This window comes from Tsuneonella suprasediminis, assembly GCF_003605755.1.
GTDB lineage: Bacteria > Pseudomonadota > Alphaproteobacteria > Sphingomonadales > Sphingomonadaceae > Tsuneonella > Tsuneonella suprasediminis.
Map to the genome: position 1 here is coordinate 772,712 of NZ_RAHJ01000018.1, position 13,441 is coordinate 786,152.

A 13,441-nucleotide genomic window follows, 5' to 3' on the forward strand; every position below is an offset into this window, starting at 1 on the left:
ACTTTATTGTGTCCTTAGAATTTCGCGACGGACGAGCGATTCCAGCCAATCGGCAAATATTAGCACCCGCCTCGTCCTTTCGCGGCGGCGGGGAAAAAGCAGGTTCATCGGCATGGAATCTGCGCGAAATTCGGGCATGATTTCAACTAGTTCACCTCGGGCGATCGAGTCCTGTATGTCATATGCCGGGATTTGGATTATGCCTAAACCGGCATGGCAGGCGGCGATCATAGCCTCGGCATTGTTCACCGTCAGCCGCCCGCGAACGGGCTGTGTATATAGCTGACCGCTGGCAACCCATTCAAAGTGCTCGACCCGCCCGGTGTTGGGCGAGGCAAACAACACCATGCTGTGATCCGACAAATCAGCCGGGATGCATGGGGTTCCGTGACGCGCCAGATAGTCTGGGCTGGCAACATTGGTCAGCTTTACCTCACCGATTTGACGCGCGACGAGGAAGCTGTTTTCAGGAGTCCCTACGCGCAAGACGCAATCGACACCTTCCTCAATCAGATCGGTAGAGCGATCAGTGACGCCCATTATTATATCGATTTCAGGATGTTGGGCGAGAAATTCGCCAATGGCCGGGGCTACGATCAGTCGACCGATCCGACCGGGCAGATCGACCCGGATGCGACCGCTCAGGCCGCGTTGCGCCGCAGTGAACATATTGCTGAGATCGTCGAATTCTTCGATTAGCGGCTGACACCGTTCGTAGCATTCAAGCCCATCCTGCGTTGGGGAAACCTTGCGTGTCGTGCGATGAAGCAGGCGCGTTCCGACGATCCGTTCAAGTTCTTGAATTGCCAGAGAAACGGACGATCGCGGCATAGTCAGCCGATCTGCCGCACGCGTGAAGCTGCCACATTCCACGACGTGGCAGAACACATTGAGCAATTCGATCCGGTCCATCGCTCATTGTTTCAAATATACAACATATGAAGTCAAGAAAGCTCATTTATCCAGCAATGATAAACAGCCAAACGGATGTCAGTCACATAATAGGAGGCATTCAGAATGGTCGATCATTCAATCAACGGGAAGACCGCGCTCATTGCAGGCGGCGCCAAAAATCTGGGCGGGTTGCTCGCCCGAGATCTGGCGGAGCGGGGGGCGAGCTCTGTTGCCATTCATTACAACAGCGATTCGGCAAAGGCGGCAGCCGAAGAAACAGCCGCGGTGATCGAAGATGCAGGTGCAAAAGCACATACCTTTCAAGCTGATCTGACGACGGTCGGTGCGATGGAGCAATTGTTTGCCGATGCCGTTGCGGCAATGGGCCGCATCGATGTCGCTGTGAACACAGTCGGCAAAGTGCTGAAGAAGCCGATGCTTGAGACGACCGAAGACGATTATGACAGCATGAGCGCAGTCAATGCCAAGTCCGCGTTTTTCTTCCTGAAAGAAGCCGGAAAGCATGTCAGCGATAACGGCAAGATCTGCACTTTGGTGACCTCTCTGCTGGGCGCGTACACGCCGTTTTACGCGACATATGCAGGTAGCAAGGCACCGGTCGAGCACTTCACCCGTGCAGCATCGAAAGAGTTTAGCGAACGCGGAATTTCTGTGACAGCCATTGGTCCAGGGCCGATGGATACGCCGTTCTTTTATGGGCAGGAATCCTCGGAGGCGCAGGCCTATCACAAGAGTGCGGCGGCGCTTTCACGATTTTCAAAGACGGGACTGACCGATATCGAAGACATCGTTCCGTGGATTCGCTTTTTGATTACAGAGGGTTGGTGGATGACCGGACAGACAATCCTCGTCAATGGCGGCTATACCACCAAGTAGCCTCGTATTTCTGACACTTAAACCCCCGTAAATTGCCTGATGATACCGCCGACCTGCGCCATCGCAGCGTCGGCCATCGGGCTGGGCGGGCCGACCGTGGTGGCGCGGTGATATGTGGCGAACACAATTGGCGCGTCATCGACCGGTATCGCGAATCCAATATCGGCAGAGACTCCCTGCATTCCGGGTGGCGAGCCGGAAAAGCCGGTCTTGTCGCCTGCGACCCATTCGGCTGGCAACCCGGCTCGCACTTTCTTTGTACCGGTCTGCGTTTCGCGCATCCATTGCTGCAAAGTCTGCGCTGCTTGCGGAGCTACGCCGCCACGGAAAAGGATTTTGGCCAGAGTGCGCGCCATTGCAACGGGGGTAGTGGTATTTTCCACTCTGCCGGGCAGCACAACATTGAGCAGCGGCTCGACGTTATCCAGCCGCGAGACATCGTCCCCCAGACTGCGCCAGAATTGCGTTAGCGCCGAAGGGCCGCCGACGGCGCCGAGCACGAGATTGGCAGCTGTGTTGTCCGACAGAACCTGCGCCGCGCGGGCAAGTTCGCGGATCGTCGCACCGGTGACCAGCCGTTCTTTTGCGAACGGCGCGTAGGATTGCAGATCGCTTTCCCGCCAATACAAAACTTTATCGAGATCGAGCGCACCCTTTGCTGCGCGATCGAGCGCGAGCGCGGCAAGGCTTGCCTTGAAGGTGGAGCACATGGCGAAGCGTTCGCCGGAATTGTGGCCGATGGTCTGGCCATCCGCTGTATTCAGCAGCATCACCCCCAGTGTGCCGCCGCTACCCACTTCGATCAGGCGCAGCTTTGCCGTCAGCCTGCCGGATGTGTCCTGTTGCAACGGAACGCAGGCGCCCGCGATGAGCGCGCCAGTCCCGGCGAGAGTGGTGCGGCGATTGAACTTCATAAGGTGCGTTCCATGCAGATACTAAAATCGTCGGAAACGTAGTCGCCGAATGCGGAGCATTGGGCAAACCCGTTGCGGGCGTAAAGTGCCCGCGCAGCGTCGAAGGGAGTGGCATTTCCGGTTTCCAGACCCAGCCACACCATCCCGCGATGCCGCGCTTCCGCGATCAGGTGGTCGAGCATGGCGCGCCCCGCACCTTTGCCGCGATAGGCGGGGGCGGTGCGCATCGATTTCAGTTCCCCCCTGCCGCCGCCGAGATCCTTCAGTGCACCAACGGCGGCCAGCTTGTCGCCATCCCACGCCGAATAAAATGCCACATCATTGGCCCGCAGACGTTCGGCAGGCATCGCATGCACTTTGCAGGCTGGCGACCACTGGTGCATCTCGTTCAGATGCAGTTGCAGCAGGTCGAGCACGTCCTGATCGCAAAGGGGATCGGGGCGAATGGAATAGTGGGGCATTGTGTGTTTACCTTAGGGGGCTGGCCCTAGCTGAATTTATCCGCCTTGCGCCTGCCGAAACGCATGTCATTTTCCAGCCGGGCGCGCAGTTGGGCGTAGAATGCCTCCAGAAAGGCGCGTTCATCGCCTGCGCCGGGGGTCCAGCCGATTTTGCGACAGATCGCCGCGTGCACCGCCTCCATCGCTTCGGCCTGATTGTCGCGCAGCACCCGTTCCAACGTCTGCAATTCGTATTCGCCGTAGATCGACAATTCCTCATCTCCGAAGCGGTATGTTGCCCCGGTCACTTCGCTGGCGCCGTGCGCGCCCCCTTCCACCGAAAGCGCGCGGGCCAGTTTTGTGCGGGGCGCTTCAACTACCCATGTTCCGGCAATCAGATCGCCAGCGCGCAACGCATCCCGGTTGAAGAACGGGAACAGCGCGAAAATAAGGAACCACGCCGTTGCGGCCATCGCCGCAGGGCCGCCCGCACCGCTAGGCGCCATCAGCACGAGAATCAGCGGCATAAACAGTTCGATATCGCGCAGCAGATTGCGGGCGATCACTGCTTCCGGCGTCAACCGACCCGCGCTGCCTGCGGCGTTGGGGCGAGCGGCAACGCGGATACCGACGATCCGTTTGCCGGGGGTTGCCCCGCGCGGGCCCAGTTCGAACGCCATGAAATATCCGTTCCACGCGATGAACCAGAATATGGTCCACAATACCGCCAGAAACTCGCCGGCACCGTCGCCACCTTCCATCTCGCGCAAGGGCAGGCCGATGTAAGCCATCGCTATTGTTACTGCGACAGTGCCAACCAGAAGGATCAGATAGTCTAGGATCAGCGCACCGATCCGGGCCGACCGTGATCCGACGATAAAGGGCAACGCCAGTCCTTCGGGTGTCAGAACCGTGCGTTGCCGCCTGGCGATAAACGCAGACTGCCGGTCGCGCATGTTCATCGCTCTGCACCCGGCGGAACGCGGCGGAATGCGAAGAAATAAGCGCACCAGATCACCAGCATCGAGCCGCCGATTGCGAGCCGTTCCAGCGTATCGCCCACCAGTTGCCGGGCGAACCCTTCCAGCAGAGCAGCGACGATCAGCATCATCACGACCCCTGCCATCACAATGGCCGCCCGCCGACCGCTTTCCGCTGCAGCCGCCATGATCGAGCGCCCGCCAGGAAATGCCATTGAACGCCCCACGTGCAGGCCAGCAGCTCCGGCCAGCAGGATGGCAAACAGTTCGGTCGTTCCGTGAACCGAAAGCCATGCGGCGAAATCCAGTGTCAGCCCTCGCGTGGAAAACAGCCACAGCATCGCGCCGAGCGTGGCCATTTCTTTCAGAAGGATCATCAACGTCGGTATGCCAAATGCAAATCCCAGCGCGAATGCGAGGATCGAAACGCTGGCATTGTTCTGAAACAGATAGGCGGCAAAGCCTGACAAGCCGCCCGCGCTATCGGCGGTGGACAGCGATTCCATCAATACTGCGCGCGATGCGCCCGGCACGCGGGTGTCGGCGAACTGGCTGGGGACGAGGGAGAAATACCAGTCCTGATCGCCGCTGACCAGCAGCCACCCGGTCGCCACTCCGGCCACCATCACGGCCAGCGCGACCAGAATTTCCGGCCAGATTTCACGTATCGCCCGGCTCAGCCCACCGCCGAGAAATCCGCCGAGCCATCGTACAAAGCCCTGTCGTGGACCATAGACCTGAAACCATGCCCGTTGCACCAGCGATTCGAGATAGGCGATTGTCGCGGAATCGAGCGAAGTTTCGCGCGCCACCGCCAGGCTGGATGCAGTGGTGCGATAAAGCGCAGGCAAGGCCAGTACGTCATCATCGGACAGGCGGCGCAGGCGGTTCTCTTCCATAGCGGTGACGATAGTATCGAGCCGCTGCCAGTCGCCTTCGCGGGCCAGCCGGAACCTGTCAGAACGCAGAGCGGCCGCTTCGATATCGGGTGGCGGGCTGGCGTCCTGTTTTCGGCCGAACAGGCCGCTGAGGGTAGGGGCCTTCATCCGATCGCTCCACTGCGTTTGACGGCCAGATAGGCATCGATCAGGCGATAGCCGATCCGATCCCACGGTGCCTCGATCACGTCGATCCCCATCTGGCGCAGACGCTGCAGCACCAGTGCGCGCTGGCGCGACAGAGTATCGGCAGTGACTGCCATTGCCAGATTATCGAGCGTATCGGGGGCGGCATCTTCCAGATCGGACAGCTCGCTGTCGGCAATGGTAACGAACAGCACCAGATGGTGTTCGACCAGTCGCCCAAGGCTTTCGATCATGATTTCTGCCCCGGTCGGGTCAGTGAAATCGGAAAACACCACTACCATGCTACGCCGCTGCAACCGGCTGGACAGTGTCGCCAGCGCCAGCGTGAAGTTGGGTTCTTCACTGTGATAATCCAGCGCGGCAGCGGCGGCCTGCAAGCGGTGGAACTGGCGGGTTTCGCCGTAAAACGGAGTGGCGATTTGCGGGCGGGCGGCAAATCCGAACAGCGACACGCGGTCACCGCCTTTCAGCGCGACATAGGCAGCGGTCAGCGCGGCAGAAACGGCGCGGTCGATACGCGGCAGACCATCGACGGGTTCGCACATTGCCTGACCGCAATCGAACGCAAACACGATCTGGTTGTTGCGCTCGCTTTCGTTTTCGCGGGCATAGAGACGGGTGTGGCGCGCGCTGGCCTTCCAGTCGATCCGGCGGCGATCCATACCGGGTTCGTATTCGCTCAGCGCTTCGAATTGTGTGCCTTCGCCGCGGATACGACGGGCGATCAGGCCGAACTGAGCGTCGCGCAGAAAGTGTTGCAGTGCCGGACTGCGTACGGGCGACAGATCGGGCCAGATGCGGATAGCATGATCCAGATCGTGCTGCATCTGCCGCGCCCCCAAACCCAGCGGGCCAGTCCAGCGTAGCCAGACCCGGTCGAGCGTGGCCGTGCCGCGCCGGTTGGGGGTGAGCGTGATATCCCCCTGCCAGGTATCGTTCCCTTGATCGGGGTGCAGGGCCACAAATGCCCGGCCACCGTCTTCCAGACGGGAATCGAATTCCAGCGCGGCATCGACAGCGCCACCGCCAGCGCGGGCAGACAGGTCGGCCAACACCTGCACGTGCAGCGGCTCCCCCACTTCGCAATCGTGCGGCGCGATCACGCGCCAGCCGTCGAGCCGACCGGCCACCAGCGCATCGAGCACGATCACCACCAGCAATGCCACACCCGCCGCGGGCGCGACCACCCATGCAGCGGGTGCCGCGGCTGCGATCAGCAGGGCCACCGGCGCGGCGAGCGCGGCGATCCATGCTGCGCGGGCAGTGGGGACAAGCGGCAGCTTCACCTCAGCGCGGGGCCTCGGTCGATTCGACCAGCTCAGCGACCAGCGTTTCGACTGCGCGCCCTTCGATCTCCGCTGCGGGGCTGAGCACGAGGCGGTGGCGCAGCACAGCCACGGCCAGCGCCTTCACATCGTCGGGGATGACATAATCGCGCCCCTCCAGCGCGGCGCGGGCGCGGGCGGCGTTCGCCAGTTGTACAGCCGCGCGCGGCGAGGCCCCGCTACTGAGATCGGCATTGTCACGTGTGGCGCGCACCAGCCGCACGACATAGTCGACGATTTCTTCCGCCATTGTCACCTGATCGAGCGCTGCGGTCGCTTGTCCGATCGTTTCGCCATTGGCAACGGCTGCGATGCCGAAATCCGCCGGGCGCTGCGGACCCTGGCGCTTCCCGAAACGGGTGACAATCGCCGCCTCTTCCTCGGACGAGGGATAGGGCACCAGCAGCTTGAACAGAAACCGGTCGAGCTGCGCCTCGGGCAAAGGATAGACGCCCTGATTTTCAATTGGGTTCTGCGTGGCGACGACCATGAAATGTTCGGGCAATGCATGGGTTTCGCCGTCCAGCGTCACGCGCCGTTCCTGCATCGCTTCCAGCAAAGCGGCTTGGGTTTTGGGCGGGGTGCGGTTGATTTCGTCGGCTAGCAGCAGGTCGCAGAAGATCGGTCCGCGCGTCAGAGTGAACTGGCTGGTCTGGAAATTGAACAGGTTGGAACCCAGAATATCGCCCGGCAGCAAGTCAGGCGTGAACTGGATGCGCCCGAAATCGAGGCCCAGCGCAGTGGCGAAACATTGCGCCAGAAATGTCTTCGCGGTTCCCGGCGGCCCTTCCAGCAACACGTGCCCTTCGGCCAGCAGCGCGACCAGCAGGTGTTCGACGGTTTCCTCCTGCCCGACAACGGCCTTGGCCACTTCGGCGCGGATCGCACCGGCAAGGGTGCGAACCTCGGGGAGGGTCATGGTCATGGGGCGATAGTCCTTTCCAGCGACTTGAGCGCGTGCGCGGCACGCAGGATTTCGGATGGGCCACGCGCCTGAGACAGACGAGCGGCGAGTTGGGAGTAAACCGGTGCGTCCGGTGCCCGCCGGGCAACCGCCGCATCGATTGCGACCGGGTCTGCCGAACGCAGCCCCAGCACCGCCGCCAGCCGCCGGGCGACCAGTGCGGCATAGGGCGCAGTCAGCAGATGCAGGCGCCGGCTGCGGATCGTGAATCCGGCGGCATTGGCCACCAGTTGTCGCTTGCCGAATGCAATCGCCCGCCCTTCCGCCATAGGCGGGCCAAAGCGGCGAAACGCGCGCCATCCCACGATCAGCATCGCGATCAGCAGGCACAGCGTCGCTGCAAGGAACGGCGGGGTGAACGCCAGCGTCAACAGATTCTGTGTGCCACCCGCACCGGCCAATGTCGTGTCGAAAACGATCGGCAGGTCCATCCCTTCGCGGGCAAGGTTCACCACTTGCGCTGCGAACAGTGCACGGTTGCGATCCGCCAGCCCATAGTTATTCATCAGGTCAGGTTCGGCCACGACCATGACGTTCCATCGATCTTCGGTACAGTCGTCGGGGGGGATGGCGGCCAGCCCGGCAGCCTGATCGAGCACCGGATAGCAACCGCCATCGTCCATATAGCCGACGAGATTCCGCCCTTGGGCATCTTCTGCCAGACCGACGATCCGCCCTTGTGTGAAGGCCTGCACATATTCCGGGCTGGGCAAAGCGCCTGACTTGCCCAACCCACTCCACCGTGCGGTCCCTTTTTCGACCGGTTCGATCTTTGTCTCCAGCGACAAGTCATCTCCCAGTTCGGACGCCCATTCGGGGGTGAAGCTGCCGCCCAGCATGACCCAATCGGGCTTGCGGCCGGGGAGTGTGCGTGGCGCGTCGATTGCGACCCATTTGGGGATAATCAGCACAGTGGGGCCGATATAGCGGCGATCTTCGATAACCTTGCGAATATCGTCAGCTTCGGCATTGGCGGATGGCGTCAGGATCAGCAGGCCATCGGTCAGATATTGCTTGCGGCTGCGCGATTGGGAGACATCGTGTCCCTGCCGTTCCAGCATTCGATACAGCGCGGCGTACCCATTAAGGCCGCGATTGGTCACGTCGGCTTCGGCCACACCGCTCTTGCCGGTTTGTCCACTGCCGATGAAATACAGGGTAGCAAGAAACGCCACTGCGCCGAACAGCACCAGCCCCAGAATCACGCGCGGGTTGAAGGCAGAGGCGCCCGTACCACTCATCGGGCGATCCGTTCCAGAGCGAACGCAGCATATGCATCGCGGGCGATCTGCCAGTCGTCTGCACCGAGTGTGCGGAGCGCGAACAGGCTACGTTCCACACGGGTCGCTATCGTACCGAAGGCCGCACGTGCGGCATCGGGCAGGGCAGGCAATGCCGCCAGCTCGCGCGCAGTGCTGGATGGATCGACCAGATCGGGGCGGGCATCGGCAATCTGGGTTACACTTCGCTGGAGCAACAAATGCGTCGCTTCATCGAAGCACCCCTCTGCGGCAAGCCGGTCTGCATCTTCGAGCAAAGCTAGCGCAGCGGCATGGGTAGGTTGCCATTCGTCTTCGCGATAGGAATCGCTGTGCTTTTGCGGCCGCCAGCCAAGCGTGGGGCCGATCAGTTTCCATAACAGATACAGCAGGGCGGCGATGGCCAGTGCCAGCAAAGCCCATTTCAGCACTGGCCATGCATTAACCAGCCAGCGCCCTACCGGGCCCAGCACTTCCGTCAGCCATTTGAACACGGTCTCCAGCCACGCAGGCGGCTGAGCAGTCTTGGGTTGGGGAATCGGCGCATATTGAATGGAAGAATCCGCGCGGACGGCATCCCACGCTTCGCCTGCTGGCTGCAATTCCCCCGTACTTGTCGTCACAGGAAAAGGTGGTGACACGCCCGGCGCGCCACCGCAAGCGCAGAGATCAACCGCGCTCGCGTGCCTGGGGGTAAGTGCCTAGAATGCGGAGCTCCTTGCTGTGGTACGCCAGCTCGTCCAGCGCCCGGTCGACAGCCGGATCGCCCGGTGCACCGAGAATATCCGAATAGAACATCGAAGCAGCAAACCGCGCGCCGATCTGGTAACTTTCCAGCTTGGTCATATTGACGCCGTTGGTCGCGAACCCGCCCAACGCCTTGTACAGTGCAGCGGGAATATTCTTCACTTCGAACACGAACGTAGTGATTGCAGGTCGGCCTGCGACCGTTTCAGGGGGCAGCGGTTCGCGGGCGAGCAGCAGAAAACGCGTGGTATTGTCCGCAGCATCTTCGACATCGTTTTCCACGATATCGAGACCATATAGGTCTGCTGCCATCGGCGGGGCAATCGCTGCCAGCGTGGGATCGCGCATTTCCGCGACATAGGCGGCCGCACCGGCGGTATCCGAATGCGCCTGCGGCTTGATCCCGCGTTTTTGCAGGTAATGGCGGCTTTGTCCCAGAGCCTGCGGATGACTCAGCGCGTATTCGAACGGGCCATGTTTTCCATCGGCAGTGGGCGCGGCCATCAGCGCATGATTGATTCGCAGAAAATGTTCGGCAACGATCGACAGCCCGCTTTCCGGTAGCAGAAAGTGAATATCGGCAACGCGCCCGTGCTGGCTGTTTTCGATGGGAATCGCGGCTGCGCCGGCGCGCCCGTCTTTCACCGCTTCGATTGCGTCGGCAAAAGAAAAACAAGGCAGTGGCAGGCAACCGGGGACCATTTCCACCGCCGCACGGTGGGAATTGGCCCCGGGCGAGCCCTGATAGGCGATGGCGCGCGCCGGATCGGCGGCGGCGGCTTCGGCCATCTGGGCGACCATGGCGCGGGCGGGGGCAGGAAAGCTGTTCATTGGCGAAGCGCGCGTAGCTGTGCGTCAATCGGGCGGCAAGGGTTTCCGCTCTTGCGCGCAGGCAATCGTGCAATTAGAGCGGCCCGCAAGGGGACTTTTACCTTTACCACTTTTGAGAATTCGCGGGATAGCTGCACGCATGGACGACCGTTTCAACACCGCTGCCGGATGGGTCCTGTTTTCAGGGATCGTCGCACTCGGCCTGTCGAGCCTGAGCGCCAAGTATTTCATGGCCGATAAACACCACGCCCCGCACGAGATGGGTTATCCCGTCGAAGGCGCGGCGGACGAAGGCGGGGCCGATAAGGGGCCAAGTCTGGCCGAACTGCTGGCCACCGCCGATGTCGCCAAGGGTGAAAAAGACGCCAAGGCGCGTTGCGGCACTTGCCACACTTTCGATCAGGGCGGCGCGAACGGGACTGGTCCGAATCTGTTCGGCACTGTCGGGGAAGATATCGGCCACGGCAAACGCGGGTTCGCATTCTCTGCTGCGCTGGCCGAACATGGCGGCAAGTGGACATACGAAAATCTCGATGCTTGGCTTGCCAGCCCGAAGGCGTTTGCGCCGGGCACCAAGATGAGCTTCGCCGGTCTGTCGAAGGGTGAAGATCGCGCCAACATCATCCTGTATCTGCGCTCGCTGGGCGGCGGCCCCGAACTGCCGACCCCGGAAGCTAAACCGGCTGAAGGCGATGCCGCCGCGCCGGCTGATGCGGCATCGGATGCAGCGGCAGCCGAAGAAGCCAAGCCTGCAGAGGCTGCACCGGCGGAAGCCGCACCCGCCAACTGAGCTTTGGCGCGGGCAGTTGCCTTCAGCTTAAATCGTTGAAAGAATTTGCAAGGGCGCCGCTATTCGGCGCCCTTGAATCCTTGTGCGATCACGTACCACTCGCTCGATCCCTTGCGGCTGGCGGGTGGTTTGGCATGTTTGACAGTCTTGAAGTGCTTCTTCAGCAGAGCGAGCAGATCGGTATCGGTCCCGCCTGCCAGCACCTTTGCCACGAATGCACCACCCGGCGACAGATTCTCGATCGCGAACCACGCGGCTGTTTCCACCAGCCCCATCGTTCGTAAATGATCGGTCTGCTTATGGCCCACCGTGTTGGCCGCCATGTCGGACAGCACCAGATCGGCCGGGCCGCCCAGTGCCGATTCGAGCGCGGGCGGCGCTTCGTCCGCCATGAAATCCATCTGAAGAATCGTAACGCCCTCGATTGGCTCGGTTTCCAGCAGATCGATGCCGACCACGGCGGCATGAGGCGCACGCTTGCGGACCACCTGACTCCATCCGCCGGGAGCGATGCCGAGGTCGACCACGCGCTGCGCCCCCTTCAACAGGCGATACTTATCGTCCAGCTCCGTCAGCTTATAGGCCGCGCGGCTGCGATACCCCTCGGCCTTGGCTTGTTTTACGTAAGGGTCGTTGAGCTGGCGTTCGAGCCAGCGATTCGACGATGCAGTGCGCCCGCGCGCGGTTCGCACGCGTTTGTCCGGGTTGCGTCCCGACCGGCTCATGCTGCACCTGCCATCAGCGAGCGAAGGATGCCTTCGCGAATCCCCCGGTCGGCCACGCCCAGCCGGTCGGCGGGCCAGATGTCGAGAATCGATTCGAGGATTGCACAACCGGCGACAACCAGATCGGCCCTGTCATTGCCGATGCAGGGCAGGGTGCGCCTTTCATCGGGCGACATTGCCGACAGCCGATCGGCAATCCCACGCATCGATTGCGATGGAACGATCAGCCCATCGACAGCGCGCCTGTCGTATTGCGGCAATTCGAGATGCAGGCTGGCCAGCGTGGTCACTGTCCCGCTGGTGCCAAGCAGGCGGACATCCTCCGCGGCCGTGGCGGCAGGTGCGATACGCTTCGCGAAGTCAGCGAAGCTGTCGAACACCGTGCGGCGCATTTCGGCGTAACGGGCCAGCCGGGTTTCCGCATCCCCTTCTGAACGGCCGACCGTGTCGGTCAGCGACACCACACCCCACGGTACACTGACCCAGTCGAGTATGCGCGGAACAGTATCGGTTGGCTCTATCAGTACGAGTTCGGTTGAACCGCCGCCAATATCGAAAATCACCGCCGGTCCTGTGCCCTGTTCCAGCAATACGTGGCAGCCGAGCACAGCCAGCCGCGCCTCTTCCTGAGCGGAAATGATATCGAGCACGATGCCGGTTTCGCGGCGAACCCGCTCGATGAACTCTTCCCCGTTGGATGCGCGGCGGCAGGCTTCGGTCGCTACCGAGCGGGCGAGGAACACGTTGCGGCGGCGCAATTTGTCGGAGCAGACCTGCAATGCGCCCAGGGCGCGATCCATAGCCGCTTCGCTCAATTGTCCGCTGGCGGCCAGCCCTTCGCCCAGGCGGACAACCCGGCTGAATGCATCGATCACTGTGAAATTTTCTCCCGAAGGGCGTGCGATCAGCAGGCGGCAGTTGTTAGTGCCAAGGTCGAGCGCGGCATAGGCCTGCCGCGGATGCGGGGTGCCGCGTGGGTGGCGTGGTTTGTCGGCGGCTGAATTGGGCCGGATTTCGGGCTGGGCCTGCACCTGAGGTGACTGCACCTGGGGTGACCGGGCCTGAGGCAACTGAGACTGTGCAGGTTTGCCGCCATGCCGCCTGCGCCGCTCTTTGCGCCGATTCGACGCGCCGCGCTGTGGCTCGGAAGCCTTGGGTTCGCCGCGATTGTCCGGCGACTGGCCGGGTCGACGATCGTTGAGCTGAGGGGGGCCCTTGTAGCGAAAATCGGCTACTTTGCCGGACTTTTTGCCCCCTTTCCTGCCAGCTCTCCTGTTCGTGTCCGGCGGAGACACGTCCGCCATTGTACTCTTTCTCAATAATCCACCCGCGCCGCATAAAACCGTCCGCGCACGGGCACCTGTCTGCAATGCTAGCGCTGGTTTGATCGTGGGGCAAGAGATCGGTCACGCATCCCCTTGACCTTGCGGGGCATGGAAACTAAGTGCGCCCTCTCTCGCGTTGGCAGGGCTTACCGCCGCGCACCCGATGCCCCGTCGTCTAATGGTAAGACTACGGACTCTGACTCCGTCAATTGAGGTTCGAATCCTCACGGGGCATCCAGCTTCTTCGCGTGCTTCTGTATCTTGC

General features: G+C 61.8%; 14 protein-coding genes and 1 tRNA gene. 3 read left to right on the forward strand and 12 right to left on the reverse strand.

Features of this window, described 5'->3' with window-relative positions:
- Positions 1–3: 3 nt before the first annotated feature.
- Positions 4–912 (reverse strand): LysR family transcriptional regulator, encoded by a 909-nt coding sequence (locus tag D6858_RS09640; protein ID WP_120109422.1) that lies wholly within the window; start codon positions 910–912, stop codon positions 4–6.
- 105 nt (positions 913–1,017) lie between these two features.
- On the opposite strand from D6858_RS09640, the gene D6858_RS09645 reads away from it, so the two are divergent.
- Positions 1,018–1,791, forward strand: coding sequence for an SDR family oxidoreductase (locus D6858_RS09645; protein ID WP_120109425.1), 774 nt, complete (start codon positions 1,018–1,020; stop codon positions 1,789–1,791).
- A gap of 17 nt (positions 1,792–1,808) precedes the next feature.
- Here D6858_RS09645 and bla read toward each other — a convergent pair whose 3' ends face one another.
- Genes bla through D6858_RS09690 form a run of 9 tightly spaced genes read right to left on the reverse strand, consistent with a single transcriptional unit; the run spans position 1,809 to position 10,336 of the window.
- Entirely contained in the window at positions 1,809–2,705 is an 897-nt protein-coding gene (gene bla / locus D6858_RS09650) for a class A beta-lactamase (RefSeq protein ID WP_120109427.1), read from the reverse strand.
- A complete protein-coding gene (locus D6858_RS09655; protein WP_120109429.1) occupies positions 2,702–3,166 on the reverse strand; it encodes a GNAT family N-acetyltransferase in 465 nt (154 codons plus the stop codon). The genes bla and D6858_RS09655 overlap by 4 nt, the downstream gene beginning before the upstream one ends.
- A 26-nt stretch (positions 3,167–3,192) precedes the next feature.
- Positions 3,193–4,107 (reverse strand): RDD family protein, encoded by a 915-nt coding sequence (locus D6858_RS09660; protein WP_240623793.1) that lies wholly within the window; start codon positions 4,105–4,107, stop codon positions 3,193–3,195.
- A complete protein-coding gene (locus D6858_RS09665) occupies positions 4,104–5,171 on the reverse strand; it encodes a stage II sporulation protein M (protein ID WP_120109431.1) in 1,068 nt (355 codons plus the stop codon). Before D6858_RS09665 ends, D6858_RS09660 begins: the two co-directional genes overlap by 4 nt.
- Entirely contained in the window at positions 5,168–6,496 is a 1,329-nt protein-coding gene (locus D6858_RS09670; protein WP_120109433.1) for a DUF58 domain-containing protein, read from the reverse strand. Before D6858_RS09670 ends, D6858_RS09665 begins: the two co-directional genes overlap by 4 nt.
- A 1-nt stretch (position 6,497) precedes the next feature.
- Positions 6,498–7,454 (reverse strand): AAA family ATPase, encoded by a 957-nt coding sequence (locus D6858_RS09675; RefSeq protein ID WP_120109689.1) that lies wholly within the window; start codon positions 7,452–7,454, stop codon positions 6,498–6,500.
- A 2-nt stretch (positions 7,455–7,456) separates the two neighbouring features.
- Positions 7,457–8,740: a DUF4350 domain-containing protein gene (locus D6858_RS09680; protein WP_120109435.1), complete on the reverse strand. Its 1,284-nt coding sequence runs from the start codon at positions 8,738–8,740 to the stop codon at positions 7,457–7,459.
- Positions 8,737–9,381: a hypothetical protein gene (locus D6858_RS09685; protein ID WP_120109437.1), complete on the reverse strand. Its 645-nt coding sequence runs from the start codon at positions 9,379–9,381 to the stop codon at positions 8,737–8,739. The genes D6858_RS09680 and D6858_RS09685 overlap by 4 nt, the downstream gene beginning before the upstream one ends.
- A 46-nt stretch (positions 9,382–9,427) precedes the next feature.
- Complete coding sequence (locus tag D6858_RS09690; protein ID WP_120109439.1) at positions 9,428–10,336, reverse strand: prephenate dehydratase; 909 nt, start codon at positions 10,334–10,336, stop codon at positions 9,428–9,430.
- A gap of 139 nt (positions 10,337–10,475) precedes the next feature.
- On the opposite strand from D6858_RS09690, the gene D6858_RS09695 reads away from it, so the two are divergent.
- Positions 10,476–11,126, forward strand: coding sequence for a c-type cytochrome (locus D6858_RS09695; protein ID WP_120109441.1), 651 nt, complete (start codon positions 10,476–10,478; stop codon positions 11,124–11,126).
- Positions 11,127–11,185: 59 nt separating this feature from the next.
- On the opposite strand, the gene D6858_RS09700 is transcribed toward D6858_RS09695, so the two are convergent.
- Together D6858_RS09700 and D6858_RS09705 are read right to left on the reverse strand one after the other, a co-directional pair.
- Positions 11,186–11,851: an RlmE family RNA methyltransferase gene (locus D6858_RS09700; RefSeq protein WP_120109444.1), complete on the reverse strand. Its 666-nt coding sequence runs from the start codon at positions 11,849–11,851 to the stop codon at positions 11,186–11,188.
- The gene (locus D6858_RS09705; RefSeq protein ID WP_120109446.1) at positions 11,848–13,155 is read right to left on the reverse strand and encodes a Ppx/GppA phosphatase family protein; all 1,308 of its coding nucleotides are present in this window, start codon (positions 13,153–13,155) and stop codon (positions 11,848–11,850) included. Before D6858_RS09705 ends, D6858_RS09700 begins: the two co-directional genes overlap by 4 nt.
- Positions 13,156–13,340: 185 nt before the next feature.
- Here D6858_RS09705 and D6858_RS09710 point away from each other — a divergent pair.
- Positions 13,341–13,414, forward strand: a tRNA-Gln gene (locus D6858_RS09710).
- Positions 13,415–13,441 lie beyond the last annotated feature (27 nt).

What these genes read in the sequence shown, in the direction of transcription:
- D6858_RS09640 (WP_120109422.1), bottom strand. Translation starts at nt 912, where the DNA reads ATGGACCGGATCGAATTGCTCAATGTGTTCTGCCACGTCGTGGAATGT.
- D6858_RS09645 (WP_120109425.1), top strand. Translation starts at nt 1,018, where the DNA reads ATGGTCGATCATTCAATCAACGGGAAGACCGCGCTCATTGCAGGCGGC.
- bla (WP_120109427.1), bottom strand. Translation starts at nt 2,705, where the DNA reads ATGAAGTTCAATCGCCGCACCACTCTCGCCGGGACTGGCGCGCTCATC.
- D6858_RS09655 (WP_120109429.1), bottom strand. Translation starts at nt 3,166, where the DNA reads ATGCCCCACTATTCCATTCGCCCCGATCCCCTTTGCGATCAGGACGTG.
- D6858_RS09660 (WP_240623793.1), bottom strand. Translation starts at nt 4,107, where the DNA reads ATGAACATGCGCGACCGGCAGTCTGCGTTTATCGCCAGGCGGCAACGC.
- D6858_RS09665 (WP_120109431.1), bottom strand. Translation starts at nt 5,171, where the DNA reads ATGAAGGCCCCTACCCTCAGCGGCCTGTTCGGCCGAAAACAGGACGCC.
- D6858_RS09675 (WP_120109689.1), bottom strand. Translation starts at nt 7,454, where the DNA reads ATGACCCTCCCCGAGGTTCGCACCCTTGCCGGTGCGATCCGCGCCGAA.
- D6858_RS09680 (WP_120109435.1), bottom strand. Translation starts at nt 8,740, where the DNA reads ATGAGTGGTACGGGCGCCTCTGCCTTCAACCCGCGCGTGATTCTGGGG.
- D6858_RS09690 (WP_120109439.1), bottom strand. Translation starts at nt 10,336, where the DNA reads ATGAACAGCTTTCCTGCCCCCGCCCGCGCCATGGTCGCCCAGATGGCC.
- D6858_RS09695 (WP_120109441.1), top strand. Translation starts at nt 10,476, where the DNA reads ATGGACGACCGTTTCAACACCGCTGCCGGATGGGTCCTGTTTTCAGGG.
- D6858_RS09700 (WP_120109444.1), bottom strand. Translation starts at nt 11,851, where the DNA reads ATGAGCCGGTCGGGACGCAACCCGGACAAACGCGTGCGAACCGCGCGC.
- D6858_RS09705 (WP_120109446.1), bottom strand. Translation starts at nt 13,155, where the DNA reads ATGGCGGACGTGTCTCCGCCGGACACGAACAGGAGAGCTGGCAGGAAA.